The 14,808-nt window shown below is 56.3% G+C and carries 15 protein-coding genes and 1 tRNA gene; 5 read left to right on the top strand and 11 right to left on the bottom strand.

What is annotated here, in order from left to right; translation table 11 throughout:
• Window positions 1-96 precede the first annotated feature (96 nt).
• Window positions 97-172: transfer RNA gene (locus AC2FLP_RS09710), tRNA-Trp, on the top strand.
• A gap of 475 nt (window positions 173-647) precedes the next feature.
• On the opposite strand, the gene AC2FLP_RS09705 is transcribed toward AC2FLP_RS09710, so the two are convergent.
• Window positions 648-1,574, bottom strand: a complete 927-nt coding sequence (locus tag AC2FLP_RS09705; RefSeq protein WP_117868050.1) for an alpha/beta fold hydrolase — start codon at window positions 1,572-1,574, stop codon at window positions 648-650.
• A 220-nt stretch (window positions 1,575-1,794) separates the two neighbouring features.
• Here AC2FLP_RS09705 and lptF point away from each other — a divergent pair, with 220 nt between their 5' ends.
• Window positions 1,795-2,934, top strand: a complete 1,140-nt coding sequence (gene lptF, locus AC2FLP_RS09700; RefSeq protein ID WP_299895248.1) for an LPS export ABC transporter permease LptF — start codon at window positions 1,795-1,797, stop codon at window positions 2,932-2,934.
• A 3-nt stretch (window positions 2,935-2,937) separates the two neighbouring features.
• On the opposite strand, the gene AC2FLP_RS09695 is transcribed toward lptF, so the two are convergent.
• A complete protein-coding gene (locus tag AC2FLP_RS09695; RefSeq protein WP_117868055.1) occupies window positions 2,938-3,771 on the bottom strand; it encodes a LysR family transcriptional regulator in 834 nt (277 codons plus the stop codon).
• A gap of 101 nt (window positions 3,772-3,872) precedes the next feature.
• Between AC2FLP_RS09695 and AC2FLP_RS09690 the strand changes: the two genes are divergently transcribed.
• Window positions 3,873-4,475 (top strand): HD domain-containing protein, encoded by a 603-nt coding sequence (locus AC2FLP_RS09690; protein WP_496683423.1) that lies wholly within the window; start codon window positions 3,873-3,875, stop codon window positions 4,473-4,475.
• A 38-nt stretch (window positions 4,476-4,513) separates the two neighbouring features.
• On the opposite strand, the gene speB is transcribed toward AC2FLP_RS09690, so the two are convergent.
• The 6 genes from speB to AC2FLP_RS09660 form a co-directional block, all read right to left on the bottom strand.
• Window positions 4,514-5,356, bottom strand: a complete 843-nt coding sequence (gene speB / locus AC2FLP_RS09685; protein ID WP_117868059.1) for an agmatinase — start codon at window positions 5,354-5,356, stop codon at window positions 4,514-4,516.
• Window positions 5,353-6,522, bottom strand: coding sequence for a carboxynorspermidine decarboxylase (nspC, locus tag AC2FLP_RS09680; protein ID WP_117868061.1), 1,170 nt, complete (start codon window positions 6,520-6,522; stop codon window positions 5,353-5,355). The genes speB and nspC overlap by 4 nt, the downstream gene beginning before the upstream one ends.
• A gap of 104 nt (window positions 6,523-6,626) precedes the next feature.
• Window positions 6,627-7,838, bottom strand: coding sequence for a saccharopine dehydrogenase family protein (locus AC2FLP_RS09675; protein ID WP_299895241.1), 1,212 nt, complete (start codon window positions 7,836-7,838; stop codon window positions 6,627-6,629).
• Window positions 7,839-8,075: 237 nt separating this feature from the next.
• Window positions 8,076-8,312 (bottom strand): hypothetical protein, encoded by a 237-nt coding sequence (locus AC2FLP_RS09670; protein WP_496683426.1) that lies wholly within the window; start codon window positions 8,310-8,312, stop codon window positions 8,076-8,078.
• Complete coding sequence (locus AC2FLP_RS09665; protein WP_496683429.1) at window positions 8,312-8,596, bottom strand: hypothetical protein; 285 nt, start codon at window positions 8,594-8,596, stop codon at window positions 8,312-8,314. Before AC2FLP_RS09665 ends, AC2FLP_RS09670 begins: the two co-directional genes overlap by 1 nt.
• A gap of 520 nt (window positions 8,597-9,116) precedes the next feature.
• Window positions 9,117-9,395, bottom strand: coding sequence for a hypothetical protein (locus tag AC2FLP_RS09660; protein ID WP_496683432.1), 279 nt, complete (start codon window positions 9,393-9,395; stop codon window positions 9,117-9,119).
• A gap of 207 nt (window positions 9,396-9,602) precedes the next feature.
• Here AC2FLP_RS09660 and AC2FLP_RS09655 point away from each other — a divergent pair, with 207 nt between their 5' ends.
• Both AC2FLP_RS09655 and AC2FLP_RS09650 read left to right on the top strand, forming a co-directional pair.
• Complete coding sequence (locus AC2FLP_RS09655) at window positions 9,603-10,949, top strand: phage portal protein (protein WP_496683435.1); 1,347 nt, start codon at window positions 9,603-9,605, stop codon at window positions 10,947-10,949.
• The gene (locus AC2FLP_RS09650; RefSeq protein ID WP_496683438.1) at window positions 10,946-11,248 is read left to right on the top strand and encodes a hypothetical protein; all 303 of its coding nucleotides are present in this window, start codon (window positions 10,946-10,948) and stop codon (window positions 11,246-11,248) included. Before AC2FLP_RS09655 ends, AC2FLP_RS09650 begins: the two co-directional genes overlap by 4 nt.
• Window positions 11,249-11,767: 519 nt before the next feature.
• Here AC2FLP_RS09650 and AC2FLP_RS09645 read toward each other — a convergent pair.
• The 3 genes from AC2FLP_RS09645 to AC2FLP_RS09635 form a co-directional block, all read right to left on the bottom strand.
• Window positions 11,768-13,084 (bottom strand): TRAP transporter large permease, encoded by a 1,317-nt coding sequence (locus AC2FLP_RS09645; RefSeq protein ID WP_299353548.1) that lies wholly within the window; start codon window positions 13,082-13,084, stop codon window positions 11,768-11,770.
• On the bottom strand, window positions 13,084-13,629 hold the full coding sequence (locus AC2FLP_RS09640; RefSeq protein ID WP_299985866.1) for a TRAP transporter small permease: 546 nt from the start codon (window positions 13,627-13,629) through the stop codon (window positions 13,084-13,086). Before AC2FLP_RS09640 ends, AC2FLP_RS09645 begins: the two co-directional genes overlap by 1 nt.
• 81 nt (window positions 13,630-13,710) lie before the next feature.
• Window positions 13,711-14,724, bottom strand: a complete 1,014-nt coding sequence (locus tag AC2FLP_RS09635; RefSeq protein WP_299353554.1) for a TRAP transporter substrate-binding protein — start codon at window positions 14,722-14,724, stop codon at window positions 13,711-13,713.
• Window positions 14,725-14,808 lie beyond the last annotated feature (84 nt).

Genomic DNA, 14,808 nt, shown 5'->3' with positions numbered 1-14,808 from the left:
ATTTTGCGCAACTTGTTTGTCGGTTCAGATAGTGGTGTGGAATCCGAAAAAGCCTCTTGAGTCCGCCGCGCGGCTGTCATATCTGGGGCGCACTACAGGGGTATAGCTCAGTTGGTAGAGCGACGGTCTCCAAAACCGTAGGTCGCGGGTTCGAACCCTGCTGCCCCTGCCATCCAAATCAAAAACCTAATCGGCAATCGTGTTTGGCGCGTTTCGCGCTTGCGCAATATTTGAGTGCAGTTGGGGCGAACCGGCAATCAGGACGCGCGTCGTCAGTCTAACGCGCAGTGCAGTTCAGCCAACCCCCGTATGCCAGCAACAAAAAAAAAGCCCGTAGTGTGAACAGCGTCACTGACCAGCGTTGGGAAATCTGGTTAATTGAGGGTGTTAAAGAGTTGGCGTTCAGGTTCGGTTCAGAACGCATGTTTTCAGTTTCTTCCCTATGACTAGGGCGCGCTTGTGGTTGAGCGCGCCCTTTCTGTTTCTGGCAGGGCGCAAAAACAGTTCAAGAAAAAAGGCGGTTCCAAACGAATGAACACGGCCGATTGTTGTCAGAATGCGTAAATCAAATGCACTAGGTCTGTATTCGAACAAAACCCGTCCAATCACACCTTGAATTAGGGTCAGAGCGTCGGGCGACCCCTCCGTCAAACCAATAGCGCCAGATCCCCTATATTTGTCTTGTGCCGGGTCGGCATTGTTTTTGCCGGTTGGCCTTCGATCGTCAGTGCAAGGTCTTTGTAAAACCCGTCACTGTCGAACCACCAGCGATGCGACTTCATCATCTTGCGCTGATTTTTCGGCACGTCCCGCTTGTATTGATCATCACAATAGATGTCCCAATGACCTTTCGAGGTCAGCTTTGGCATCCCAACGCGGCCCGCCCGCTGCCGCCCGCCATGAACAATCCCTCCGGCCAGGGCCAGAACCTTGTCTTTTCGGCTGTAGTAATTGGTGAACCGCTTGCAGCGTTTTTTCAGAACCAGATCGCCCCATGCGCCCTTTTCCAGCCACTCTGAATCGATATCACCCGACGCGAACATGACCTGATCCGCCGACCATATCTTGTTGCCTGGCCCTGCCGAATCCCCGAAGTCCGAGAAAGCGCGAAGTATGACCAGCGCACCCATGGAATGCGCAATCAGGTGAATCTTGGGGCGCGGGGACATTCCCAACAACGGCAATAGCCCATCCCCCACCAGATGCGGGGCCACCGCCTTGGCATCGGACCGGTCCGAGTCATAGGTGTGCACCGATCCGTCACTGGGCCAGTCAAAGGCAACGACGGCTCCCTGATACCCGTTGGCCCTGAGGTTGCCTTCGATTTTCCCCAGCCGGTCCAGCATGTCTTTCTGGCTGGTGTTGAACCCGTGAACATAGATCAGGACGGCCGAATCTCCACCTTCCTGACGCACGAGATCCAACCATTTCGCCTGCTTGACGATGCTGCCCTTGCGAATTTTTCCACCCGGGCTTTGCTGGGTGATGTGAACATATCTGGTCCTTGCCGCCGGCTTTAATGTGAATTTCTTTTTCTGGGCGTTGTAGGTGCGGCGGGAAAAAAACAGTGCCATTCAGGAAACTCCATTCTGATCAATCCTGGAACAGTGCCACGAACTGCCGTTTTCGCAAAGCGTTGGCTCTTGACCTCTTCCTGGGGCAAATCAGCGGCGTTGGGTGAATACGGGTTTGCGCGAAGAGGGCGCGCAGGATCATCCTGTCGTCCAATGCCTGTTTCCTCTGCCGGATTAATGCCTTAGTGTCGGCTGCAAACGAACACACGCACGAGGCCCCATGTCGCGTTTTGATGGATACTTCCTGCGGCAATTGCTGATTCTGTTTGGCTTTTTCACCCTGGTGCTGGTCGGTGTGTTCTGGATCACCCGGTCTGTCAGCCTGTTTGACAGGGTCATCAGCGGCGGTCAGTCGGCGATGGTTTTTCTGGAATTCACCGCGCTGACTTTACCGACCCTGATCCGCACGGTCATGCCCATGGCGGTGTTTGCCGCCGCCGTCTATGCCACAAACCGTCTGAGCCGCGAAAGTGAGCTGACGGTTATGCTGGCCACCGGATCCAGCCCCTGGCGGCTTGCCCGGGCGGTACTGCTGTTCGGTGTGATTGCCGGGGTGATGATGGCGATCATCAGCGTGTTCTTGCGCCCTGCCTCGGTGGAACAGCTGGAAATCCGGCAGGCTGAAGTGGCCGGAGATGTGACGGCCCAGCTTCTGAACGAAGGCGAGTTCCTGCATCCCGCCGAAGGCGTCACGGTTTACATTGGCAGTATCGATCTGGACGGTACACTCCATGAAGTGTTCGTGTCTGACCGTCGCGATCCTGAAAACGCAATCAGTTATTCAAGCGTAACGGCCTATCTGGTCAACAACGACATCGGCATCCATCTTGTGATGGTTGACGGAGTTGCGTTGCGTATGAACCGAGAGGGCAAGGTGTTGTCATCCACCCTGTTTCAGGACGCCTCCTACGATATCTCGGAACTGACGAATACAAGCCCGATGACCCGTCGCAGTCTTGAAGCTATTCCAACCACCGATCTGATCCGCAACCGAGAAGAGATTTCAGCGACGGAAGGGTTCGGCTCTGGAAAGCTGATCGAGGAACTGCATCAGCGGTTCTCGTGGATCGCGATCTGCATTGCCGTGGCCCTGGCCGGGTATTCCACCCTGATGCTGGGCAGTTTTTCCCGGTTTGGATTGTGGCCGCAGATATTGGGCGCCTTCACCATCCTTGTGCTGCTTGAAGGTGTTCGCGGGTTTGTTTCCCCGATGGTGATCGATGACCCGGAGCTTTGGTTTATGCTTTACCTTCCCGCAATCATAGGGGTGCTTATCTCGGGCCTCTTCCTGCTTGTTGCCGGTAGGCCGCTTATGCGAAAACGGCGGCGAGAGCCCCAGATCATGCCGACACCGGCCTGAGTTCTAGCTGCGAAGATCTACCAAACAGCTGCAAATGTCGTCAAATTCCTCGCGATCACCGCGGACGACCAGATACATGGGCAGGGGCAAGCTGACACTGTCCTCGACCCGCTCCAGAGCACCCGAGGCAAGATGCTCGGAAATGACGTAATCGGGGAAATAGCCGTTTCCGCCCCGCTGCAGGACATATCGCAGCGCCATCATGCAATTGCCAAGAAATACGGTCTGACCTGACGCCCGTCGCGCAGCCGATCTTATATGATCCTGATAGACCTCGCCCAGTTCGAGGTTGACGAAGATCAGGTCATCGTCCGTGCCGTCAGCCTTTGGCGTCCGGACCAGGGACAAGAGCTCTGGTTCCAGCTCGTACCACGTGACGCGCCGGTCGGATGGCTTTTCATGTGTGATCGCCGCGTCCAGCACATGGGTTGCCACCGCTTCAACCATGTTCAGGTCGTGGTCGTAGTTCAGCGTCAACAGCAATTTGCCAAAGCGCTGTTCAAATCGAACCGCCAGGTCCACCAGCAACGGATCCCAAATGCTGAGCTGGCCGCCCAACCGCAGCGCCGGGCGGTTCTGTGTCTGTACCGGCAGGTCGCGCGATGCAAAGCCCCAAAGGGACAACATCTGTTCTGCATAGGGTTTGAACTGCCGGCCGAACTCGGTCAGCGCCGTTCCTCCGGCACCGCGCGTGAACAGCGCCCTGCCGGTTTCCTCCTCGATCAGGCGAATGCGCGCGCTGACGGCAGTCTGCGTCACATTCAACTTGCGGGCGGCGGCATGAAAGCCACCGGCTTCGGCCACGCAGAGAAAGGTTTCCAGAGCCTTGGTTTGCATACTGAAAGTATTTTTTTATCATAGCGATAAAATCAATTCATTTTTTTGAAGGCTGGTTTCGAACTACCCTTCCGCTCAGGACATATGCCAAAGGATAAGCCATGCTGGACAAAAACCACAAACCCACCTGGACCAGTTTAGAAACAGCCACCAAGGCCGACTGGGACGCCGTGATGGAGTATGAAGAGGCGTATAATGCGGCCCTGCCAGACCGCATCCTTGATGCCATCCGCTCGTTGGACGAAGAATGGACGCCCTATCCGGTCAACCGCTACCAGCACAGCTTGCAAGCCGCGACACGTGCTTATGAGGACGGTGCGGATGAGGAACTGGTGGTGGCGGCGCTGATCCACGATACCGGTGATATCCTGTCGCCCTACAATCACGGAGAGCTGTCAGCGGCGATGATGAAGCCTTACGTCAGCGAAAAGACGTATTGGATTCTCAAGCATCATTGTGTGTTTCAGGGGTACTACTACAACCACCACCTGGGTGGCGACCGCAACGCGCGCGACAAGTATCGCGACAGCCCTTATTGGGAAGAGTGTCGCTATTTCTGCCATGAATACGATCAGAAGGCGTTCGACCCGGACTATCCGACCAAGCCGCTGGATTTCTTTGAGCCCATGCTGCGCCGCGTCCTGAACAGGAGCGAAGGCCATATGGAGTTGAACGAAACCGTCGATGACGGCAAAACCGACTAAGTACCGGATCAGGCGGGCCAGTCCGGCAAATCTGCCTGTCAGCAGCTTGCCATCAGTCGATAGACGATCTGTGCTGCGGTGAAATCCCAGGCGGCATTGCCGTTGGGTGCCAGTTCAACCACATCGAAGCCGACGCATTTGCGGCCCTTCAATGCATGTTCCACCAGACGAAGCGCCTGATAATAGCTCAGCCCCCCGGGAACAGGTGTGCCTGTGGCGGGCATCTGCGCCGGGTCCAGCCCATCAACGTCAAAGCTGACATAGACCAGTTCGGGGAAGTTCGCAGGCAGATCAACCGAGTGGATGTGACCCGTCACCAGTTCCTCGGCATCGACATGGAAGACGTGGTTTTTCAGACGGCTTTTTGCTTCCTCAGTGGAAAAGGCGCGCACGCCGAACTGGGCCAGTGGGATACCTTCCTCGGCCAGCAGATGCATGACCGAAGCATGAGAGTGTTTTTCGCCTTGATATGCGTTGCGCAGGTCGGCATGCGCGTCGATCTGCACGATACCGGCGGGCTGTTCCAGCGCGCGTGCCACACCCATGACCGCACCATAGCTGAGCGAGTGCTCACCACCCAGCGTCACCGGCACCTTGCCGGCGCGGACGGCGGCCTCGGTGCGCCGGGCAAGACGCTCCATGACATCCGGCAGCGGGCCGTCGCAATCCAGCGGGGCTTCGGTAAAGATGCCTTCGACACAAGGCTCGGCGTGGCCGGTGATGCGTTCGAGTTCATTGCTGGCCTCGATGATCGCGGCGGGGCCGTCTGCCGTGCCCGAGCCGTAGGAGACCGTGCGTTCCAACGGCACCGGGATCACGTGGAACCGGGCGTCTTCGCTGCGTTCGGAGTCGGTCAGTTCACTGTCGAGGAAAATGCTCATGAAAGTCTGTCCTTAAAGTCGTCGTAGCCGAACTGCTTGATGATCCTTAGCTCGTCCGTTTCGCTGTTCCACAAGGCGATCGTGGGCAGCGGCACGCCGTTGAACGTGTTGGTCTTGACCATCGAGTAATGCGCCTGATCCAGAAAGGCAAAGCGCTGGCCAATCTCCAGCGGCTTGTCCCATGTATAATCGCCAATCACGTCTCCTGCCAGGCAAGACGGGCCGCCCAGGCGGTATGTATGGCCTGCTTCGGCCTCGTCCATCAGGGCCGGTCGATACGGGGCTTCGATCACGTCGGGCATGTGGCATGTGGCCGAGATGTCAGTGATCGCAAGAGTCATGCCGTTGGTGGGCAGGTCAAGGATTTCTCCGACTAGAATGCCCGCATCGAGCGCCACGGCCTCGCCGGGTTCCAGATAGACCTCGACGCCATACTTGGCGCGGATGTGTTTGATGAACTCCACCAGCCCGTCGCGGTCATAGTCGTCGCGCGTAATGTGGTGACCGCCGCCGAAGTTCAGCCATTTCAGGCCGTTCAGGAATGGCGCCAGCGTCCGTTCGACGGCCGCCCAGGTGCGCGCCAGCGGTTCGAACCCCTGTTCGCAGAGCGTGTGCATGTGCAGCCCGTCCACACCTTCCAGAGCAGCGGCGTCCAGTTGGCTGACCGGGGTGCCGAGGCGCGAACAGGGGGCGCAGGGATCATATTTCGCGACCTCGCCTTCGGAGTGTTCGGGGTTGATGCGCAGCCCGACCTGCCGCCCCGCGGCCTGTGCCTTGGCAAGAAAGCGGTCTTTCTGCGCGGGGCTGTTGAATATGATGTGATCCGAGAGCGCGAGGATTTCGTCAATGTCGGCGTCCTTGTAACCCGCGCAGAAGGTCGCGACTTCGCCACCATATTTCTCGCGGCCCAGCCGGGCCTCGTAGATACCGCTGGCACATGTGCCGCCAAGGTGCTGCCGGATCAGCGGTGCCAGAGAGAACATTGAAAACGCTTTGAGTGCGCTCAGCACATGCGCGCCGGAGCGGCTTCCGACATCGGACAGGATATGAAGGTTCTTCTCCACGGCCTTCTCATCGACCACGAAGCAAGGCGTGGGCACGAGATTGAGGTCGAAACTGCGGAAGGCTCCGGCGTCACCGGCCTGTGTTGTCATCATATCGGACAAAAACGGCGTCTCCTGAATTGGAGAGGCCGGGGGCGCTGCCCCCGAACCCCCGGGATATTTTGGGCCAGATGAAGCAGGGCGGCCGCGCTGACTGCCCCGAGGGTTCAGAATTCGACAGGGCCGTCGAGTTCGTGAACCTGCCAAGGCAGGCCGTGGGTGTTCAGCATGTCCATGAAATCATCGGGGTCCAGCTGTTCCATGTTCCACACGCCGGGCTCTCGCCAGTTGCCTTTCAGCACCTGTGCCGCTCCGATCATGGCGGGGACGCCGGTGGTGTAGCTGACGGCCTGGCTGCCGACTTCGCGGTAGCATTCCTCGTGATCGCAGATGTTGTAGATATAATAGGTTTTCTCGCCCGAGCCGTCCTTGGCCTGACCTGTGGCGATGTCCCCGATACAGGCCTTGCCTTTGGTTTCCGCGCCCAAATCGCCCGGATCGGGCAGCAGAGTTTTCAGGAACTGGATCGGGATGATTTCCTTGCCGTCATGCATTACCGGGTCGATACGGGTCATGCCGACGTTTTCCAGCACTTTGGCGTGGGTGATATAGGCGTCGCCGAAGGTCATCCAGAACCGGGCGCGCTCGATCTCGGGGAAATGGGTTGAGAGCGACTCCAGTTCCTCGTGATACATCAGGTACATGTTCTTGGGGCCGATTGCGGGAAAGTCGAATTCGACCTTGTGGGTCATGGCAGGCGAGTGTTTCCATTCTCTGTTTTCCCAGTGACGCACCTCGGCCAGGACTTCGCGCAGGTTGATTTCCGGGTTGAAGTTGGTGGCGAATTCCTGATCGTTGGTGCCGCCATTTGCATCCAGCACGTCGATCTGGCGGATCGCGTCCAACTTGTGTTTCTTCAGCCATTTGGCGAACACGCTGGTCACGCCCGGATCGAAGCCCGAGCCGAGGATGGCGGTCAGGCCAGCCTCTTTGAATCGTTCCTGATAGGCCCACTGCCAGTGGTATTCGAACTTGGCCTCATCTTCGGGCTCATAATTCGCTGTGTCGAGATAGTGAATACCCGCCTCAAGGCAAGCGTCCATCAGTACTAGATCCTGATAGGGCAAGGCGAGATTCACGAGGATTTCGGCACCGGTTTCCTTGATCAGCTTGACTGTATCCTCGACCTTATAGGCGTCCAGTTCGGCCGTCGCGATGTCTACACCTACACGGTCCTTCACCGCTTTGGCGATGGCATCGCATTTCGATTTCGTGCGACTGGCCAGAGTGATTTCGGTGAAGATGTCCGAATTCATCGCCATCTTGTGCACGGCGGCGTGGGATACGCCGCCCGCGCCGACAACCAGTGTTTTGCCCATGGGGTAGTCTCCTCTCAAGGGGTTATTCGTAATAGTTTTCGCCGCGCCTTTTACACCTGTAATAACAGTTAGTTGCGGGTTTTGTTTCTCGTAAGGGCCGCTCTAGGGCCGATGGCGGGTTCGGGGTCGTTTGGCCCCATTTATCAGGGCCGGAACCATGGGCCAATCAGAAATAATATTTCTGCGCTAACCAGCGAAAGGGGCGAACCCGAAAGCTCGCCCCTTTGATGGATGCGTCTAGAAGCGACCAATGACATAAGCCCAGTTGTCGAATGCTTGGCGACAAGTCGTCTGTAAAACATTCACCAACCAACGCTCTCCGTCCTCGTCGAAGTTGGAACAAACCCAATTGAATATCAGGTCGTCGATACCGCGCTCATATGCGTATCTATTCACGGACAGTGAAACACCCTGATGGGTGAAGGTTACGATTTTGTGGTCGGTATCTATTTCGATTGTGGTGGTAAGTTGCATTACATCGCCTCCACACATTCAGGCAGCAAAGCAACGCCGTTTTCGTCAACGGCGTCTATATGCGCAGCGTAGACCAACAACCAAGCGCGAGCGGCGTGGTGGTTAGGCAAACCAATGTTGTCTACGATTGCGCGCCAGTCTTCCATGCGCCGAAGATCCGGCAGTTGGTGGAATTGGTAGTCACCGTTCTGGTCGTACCATTCCAAGCGGTTTTCCGTAACGCAGACCCGAAAATCATACGGCTCTGGGTCAGCAGGAAAGGGTTCAGTGTGTGTAAGAGTCATTACGAACCTCATCAGGTTTAGGGTTGCACCTGTAATCCTGTAGGTCCTGTAGTCTGCTGACCTTATCAGAGCGCCAAGGGTATGGGAAGACATGGCAACCACACGGTTGAAGTTTCGGCAAGACACACCTCTCCCGCGCCCTGAATCGCCTTTCACAAAAGGGTACGTGAGTTGGCCTCGGGCGGAGGCGTCAACTCAGATCAGGTTTAGCGACGACGCGAGGAGTCACGCCAGCGGCGGTATTCGACCAAAGCGATACCGACCAGCAAGCGAACTCCAGCGGCGATCACAATCAATAAGATTGGATCCACGCGGAACCTCATTTTGGTTGTGTGACAAAAACGCAGGCCCGGAAACGAAAAACGCCCCCACGAAGGGAGCGAATCAAAGAGTTACACAGATCACTGCGTTACGCAGAATACTACAGTGTTCCCCATATTTAGTCAAATAGTCACCCGACTACCCAACATCGGCCTGCGGTTTTACAATACTGCCAACATCCAGGTTGGGCAAGCCAAGGTTAGAAGGTCATGTTCTCCGGCCCAATCAGCGCGACCCACTCCCGGTACCAGTGGTCAATCGCCCACCGCAACTCGGTATGGGACAAACCCAGCGACCGTTCAAACCGACCCTCATCGCGCAGGTAGCATGCGGCCGCAAAGTCATCGTCATACCCAAAGAAACTGTCGCTAAACCGATCGGCCACAAACGCCCTGCGGGTCGGTCGCTCGGCCTCCGGTATCGCCTCGTAATCAGCAAGGGCCAAATAGATCACCCGTGCAGTCGTGTTAACGTCCATGTCTGTACTCTTGTTCTACTATAGGTTGTACAGCTGAGATAGGGTTTACTTTACCAAAGTAAAACCCTTTCAGGAATATTTTTACAATAAAACCAGATACTTGTGCCGTTTTAACGCTTTGGGACCTGTAAAATAAGGCGTATCCTTGGTGCGACGGGAACGGACGTAAATGCCCGTAAACCAACGCAGCCTAAAAAGGGGTGCAAAATGACAGAACAACCCACACTCGGCCAACGCATCAAAGCTGGTTACACCGGATTGCGCAAAGGTCTGGCAAGTGGCGGTCTGGTTGGTGGTCCGAGTATCCCATCGACCTGGCCCATAAATTGGTTCCAGCAGGGTTACACCCCCACAGCCAATGCCACAGGCGGAGCGACCGTAGAAGCGTGTGTAAGCACAACGGCGCGGACTATCGCCTCGCTACCTTGGTATCACGTGCGCGACCTGTCAGATGGGTCGAGGGAGATCCTTAATAGGTCAGGGCCTTCAGCCGTAATGCGGCGACCGAACCCATACCAGACCGCCAGCGACTTCAAACTCAACCTCGTCCGCCAGTTGCTGTTCGACGGTAACGCATACTGGTTTGGCGACGGCAGCACCCAACGCGACCACGAAAATATCTACCTTCTGGATTCGCGGAGCACGATGCCCCGGCTGTTGCGTTCCGACAGCGACGTCGAACTGTTCTACGCCACGGGCGGCGAAGCAGCCAATCTCGCCAGCATCGAAGGGTCGGTCATGATACCCCAGCGGTATGTAGGCCACGCACGGCTTGCTACCGGAGCCGACCCACTGCTTGGCGTATCGCCAATCCAGTCAGCGGCACAGTCGGTAATGGCGAACAACGCAATCGCATCCCACTTCGCCGGGTTCACCACGAACATGAACCGACCGTCCGGTGTACTGTCTACCGAACTCAACCTCACCAAAGACCAGATGAACCAGTTGCGGGAGGCATGGGAGGAACAGTCCAGGGGTCTCAACTCCGGTGGCGTCCCAATCCTTGCCAATGGCCTCAAGTGGGAACAAATCTCGCTGTCAGCCGTGGACGCCGAACTAATTGGCGCGTGGAAGGCGACCAACGACGACATTGCACGTGTGTTCGGTATCCCGCCGCAGATTATCGGTAACGCGGAAAACAGCACCTTCAACAACGTGTCGGTCCTTATGGGCTTCTGGCTTTCCACCGGGCTGGGCTTCTTTATCTCGCACGTAGAAAACTCCATGAATCGGTTCTTTGGCTTAGACCGCACAGGCGAAAGCCGCATCTGGTTCGATACCGACGTTCTAATGCGGATCGACTTCGCCGGCATGGTCAAGGCGCTGGGCGAAAGCGTTACCAAAGGCATCCACGCACCCAACGAGGCACGGCGTCAGTTTGGTCTAGGGGCGGTGGAAGGTGGCGATATGCCAAGGGTTCAGCAGCAAATGGTGCCGCTGGACTGGGAAGCAGCCGACGCCGAGGCGAAACTCGCTTGTAAGGCCCGACTGGCTGGTGTTCCCGCTTGCTCGGGCAAACATCGTTTTGACAAGCTGGAAGGAGAAAACAAATGAATGCCGACACAGAAAAACGACTGGCTGTAACCAACATCATTTATAAAGTGATCTCACCAGAAGAATTCCTGGGGCTACCCAGATGGGCCAAGGACAGCATTACATGCGCAGCCGAACGCGACTATGCCCGCATGTCCAAGGCGGCTAAAAGCAAGAGTTCCAAGCGGTTCGCCAGGCTGAAGAAACCAATGACGCCAAGGCGCAAGAAACAGCTTCACGACTGGGCGCGTCGCATCGCGTATCAGGTCAATAGCAAGCGGGAGGTGGAAAAGCCGCGCAAAGCCAATCGCCGTCGATGAATATCAGCTTTAGTCCGCATAGCAGGCCTTGGCGCAACGTGCAGCGAACGACTGCTCTGAGCCCGGAGTAGACATAGTCAACGCCGACGCTCGCAGGTGCTGCAACTCCCGCTTACCGAGACCATCAGCCACACTGCAGAAAGAAAAGCTGCCGTTCGTTACGCCCTCAGAAATTGTCCCGCCACCGGTGTTTGACTGGGCGACTATGCAATCTTTGGCTGCAATTCCGGCAATCCGGCACTGAAAATGTCAGTCGCGCGGAACGCACCAAGGTTCTCGTACTTCTCTCTTTCAGCAGAGATCGCTGCCGAATGCATTGCAGTGAAGGCGAGAAATGCAGGACCTTTGTCGGAGCTGAGGAATAGCCCGTGCTGTAACCTCAATTGAATTTCGCAAAACAGATGTTGGAAGGCTAACCAATCTCTAACTAGGTTCGTTGAGCGCCGAACGCCGCGAGCCGTACGTTTTAACACGCCATATCAGAGAGTTGGTTAGCGTCCTTTTGGGAGGCACCACTCGCTAGTGCATAGAGTTTGGCAGGAACAGCACCAGTGTTGGTACAAGTACCAACACGGCCAAGCGGATGATGTCGACGACCCAGAATGGCGTGACGCCTTTGAAGATCGTTGCTGTCGACACGTTCCCAACAACGCCTTTGAGGACAAAGACATTCAATCCGACCGGTGGTGTAATCAGGCTGATTTCGGTGACGACGACAACAATGATGCCGAACCAGACCGGATCAAAGCCTAGGCTCGTGACCAGTGGAAAAAAGATCGGCACAGTCAGCAATAGCATCGAAAGGCTTTCGAAAACACATCCGAGGATGACATAGACGCCAAGGATCATCAGCATTACCGTCATTGGCCCCAGACCCGCAGAGGAAACCGTGGCGCGCAGCGCTTCCGGCAGGCCGGCAAGGTTCACAAAGTTTGAAAACACCCAGGCGCCGATCAGAACAGTAAACAGAGCGGCGGTCGTCTGGGCGGTTTCGATCAAGACCTGCATCGTTGCAGCAAAGCTGAGTCTGCGCCGCGAAAAAGCGATCAGAAAGGCTCCTGCCGCGCCCATACCTGCCGCCTCGGTCGGGGAAAATGTCAAATTCAGTGGCCAGAAGTCCAAAACTCCGTACAACCCGCCGATTACAATGAAGAACAACAGAAGTACCGCCCACACGCCTTTCAAAGCCTTGGCACGATCAACCCAGCTCGCGCGATCCCCGGCGGGGCCGGCCTCTGGGTTGCGCAGGATCGTGTAGCGCACTGCCGCAAGGTAAAGAACGACCCCGAGCAATCCCGGGATGATACCGGCGATGAACAATTTTCCGATGCTGGTTTCGGTCAGCAAACCATAGATAACAAGAATGACAGAGGGCGGTATAAGAATCCCCAACGTGCCCCCGGCGGCGATGGATGCCGTCGACAGGCTGTCAGCATAATTGTATTTGCGCATTTGAGGCATCGCGACTTTTGACATCGTGGCAGCAGTCGCCAGGGACGAGCCGCAGATGGCCGAAAATCCGGCACAAGCAACGATTGTCGCCATTGCCAGCCCACCTCGAAAGTGACCCATAAAGGCGTAAGATACCTGATACAATTCGCGCGACAGTCCGCCCTTATTCACGAAAAGCCCCATCAGGATGAACAGTGGGACAACCGACAGCCCGTAGTCCTGTGCGGTGTCTATGATCAACCGACCGACCATAGAAATCGAGGCACGAAACCCGCGCAGTTCAGCATAGCCGACAAACCCCACAAACCCCATTGCTATCGCAATCGGCATCCGCAGGAACACAAGGAAAAGGACCGCAGCCAGGCCAAGGATGGAAAACAGCATCAGAAGTTTGCCTTTGTTGGGGAAATTACTCGCGCGACGGCACGGGCAATGAAGGTGATTGCAGTGACAAGGGTGAAAACGGAGATGAACCAACCGACATAGTGTTGTGGTAGGTTGAGGTATTCGCTGACATCGCCGTATTCGCGCGCACGTTCGGCAAGTTCCCAGACCCGCTTTGCGGGCCACAACAGAAAGAATCCGCACGCAAGATCAATTACAAAGTCGCGCAGGGCCGCAAGGCGACGGGAAAATAGCGGGTCCATAAGATCAACCACGATGTTCGCGCCTTTCCAACTGACGATAGGCAGAGACGAAAACACGATGATGGCCATGAACAGTCGCGTTAATTCGGTTGCCGATTCAATCGGGTTGCCAAACAGGCTGCGCAAAACGACATCTGCAAATGTCATCGACATCAACAGGAACAAGATACCGGCCGCAAACCATGTCGGGGCAACGGCGATATAGCGCCAGGGACTTGTTTGTCGCAGCGACATGTCCCAGTTTTGCGCTGGATTTGAGGTTTGGTCATCTTGTTCAGTCATGATGGTGGGTCCACTGTATGAAACAAGGCCCAATGAAGGGCCTTGTTGTTGGTGTTTTGAAACGCTGAACGTGCGGTCAGGTCACTCGGCGGACATCTGCTCGACGATAAAGGCATGCGCGGCAACTGCATCGACGCCCTTTGCACTGACCTCGGAGAGGACCTTTTCAATCAGCGGTCCTGTAAGTGCCTGCCACTTGGCCGCATCGTCAGCCGAGGCCTGTGTCAGTGCATTGTCGGAATTCGCGTGCAGCGATTCGATGCCAGCCGCATCGATCTGGTCCCAGGCTTTGCCCGCAGCGCGTGACAAGTTTTCGCCAAATACCTTATCCAGTGCAGCGCGATCGGCATCAGACAGCCTGTCGAATGTGTCCTGGTTCATGATGATGGCGAAAGATCCACGATAGAACCCGCCCGGAACTTCGTAAGAGTTTTTGGCAACTTCGAACAGTTTGAAGCTCTTCTTCGCCTCCATCGGCATCATCACACCGTCTGCGGCATTCGATTCCAATGTTTCATAGACTTTTGGAGCGGGCACACGGATGCCCGTTGCCCCCAGTGCAGCCCCGACATCGCCAGACACGCCGCCACCTAGTCGCAACTTCATTCCAGAAATGTCTTCAAGCGCGGTGATCTGCACGTTCGAATGCAGTACGCCCGGGCCATGGGTCATCATCGCCAGAACCTTGACGCCCTTGTGCTCATTCAAATCGGCAAAGAATGTGTCATACGCCCGCCAGCTTGCGACCGACGCGGCCTCGGCGTTACCCTCGTAGCCCGGAAGTTCGATCATTTTCGTCGACACGAAGCGGCCAGGCGAATAGCCGTGGAAGATCCAGGTGATATCGGCCGCACCGTCAAGCACCAGGTCGAATTGCGCCGGAGGGCTGCCCAGACCATATTTGACTTCGGCACTGACCCGCCCGTCGGTGGCCTCTTCGATCATTTTGGTTAGCTCAGGCCAGATCATGGCGTTGACGCCATGCGTTGGCGGGGCCCAAGACGAAATCGTCAGTGTGGTGTCAGCGGCCTGCGCTGCCATGGATGCAATCGACATCGCGCCGGCGGCAAGACCTGTGATCAAAGTATGTTTCATGATGTGTGTTTCCTCCCATTTCTTGGCGAAATTCTAGCGCTTCAGAGCACAAAAAAAATATGCTCTTGCGTCCAGCTGTCCGCG

Source organism: Ruegeria sp. CDSA141 (genome assembly GCF_059612005.1).
The sequence above is the reverse complement of the archived record's forward strand: the minus strand, read 5'-3'. Positions and strand labels throughout refer to the sequence as shown.

Excerpts from the sequence above, each read along its gene's own strand:
- AC2FLP_RS09665 (WP_496683429.1), bottom strand. The coding sequence starts at position 8,596 with ATGACTCTTACACACACTGAACCCTTTCCTGCTGACCCAGAGCCGTAT.
- lptF (WP_299895248.1), top strand. The coding sequence starts at position 1,795 with ATGTCGCGTTTTGATGGATACTTCCTGCGGCAATTGCTGATTCTGTTT.
- AC2FLP_RS09635 (WP_299353554.1), bottom strand. The coding sequence starts at position 14,724 with ATGAAACATACTTTGATCACAGGTCTTGCCGCCGGCGCGATGTCGATT.
- AC2FLP_RS09655 (WP_496683435.1), top strand. The coding sequence starts at position 9,603 with ATGACAGAACAACCCACACTCGGCCAACGCATCAAAGCTGGTTACACC.
- AC2FLP_RS09670 (WP_496683426.1), bottom strand. The coding sequence starts at position 8,312 with ATGCAACTTACCACCACAATCGAAATAGATACCGACCACAAAATCGTA.
- AC2FLP_RS09705 (WP_117868050.1), bottom strand. The coding sequence starts at position 1,574 with ATGGCACTGTTTTTTTCCCGCCGCACCTACAACGCCCAGAAAAAGAAA.
- AC2FLP_RS09690 (WP_496683423.1), top strand. The coding sequence starts at position 3,873 with ATGCTGGACAAAAACCACAAACCCACCTGGACCAGTTTAGAAACAGCC.
- AC2FLP_RS09660 (WP_496683432.1), bottom strand. The coding sequence starts at position 9,395 with ATGGACGTTAACACGACTGCACGGGTGATCTATTTGGCCCTTGCTGAT.
- AC2FLP_RS09650 (WP_496683438.1), top strand. The coding sequence starts at position 10,946 with ATGAATGCCGACACAGAAAAACGACTGGCTGTAACCAACATCATTTAT.
- AC2FLP_RS09675 (WP_299895241.1), bottom strand. The coding sequence starts at position 7,838 with ATGGGCAAAACACTGGTTGTCGGCGCGGGCGGCGTATCCCACGCCGCC.
- AC2FLP_RS09695 (WP_117868055.1), bottom strand. The coding sequence starts at position 3,771 with ATGCAAACCAAGGCTCTGGAAACCTTTCTCTGCGTGGCCGAAGCCGGT.
- speB (WP_117868059.1), bottom strand. The coding sequence starts at position 5,356 with ATGAGCATTTTCCTCGACAGTGAACTGACCGACTCCGAACGCAGCGAA.
- AC2FLP_RS09645 (WP_299353548.1), bottom strand. The coding sequence starts at position 13,084 with ATGCTGTTTTCCATCCTTGGCCTGGCTGCGGTCCTTTTCCTTGTGTTC.
- AC2FLP_RS09640 (WP_299985866.1), bottom strand. The coding sequence starts at position 13,629 with ATGACTGAACAAGATGACCAAACCTCAAATCCAGCGCAAAACTGGGAC.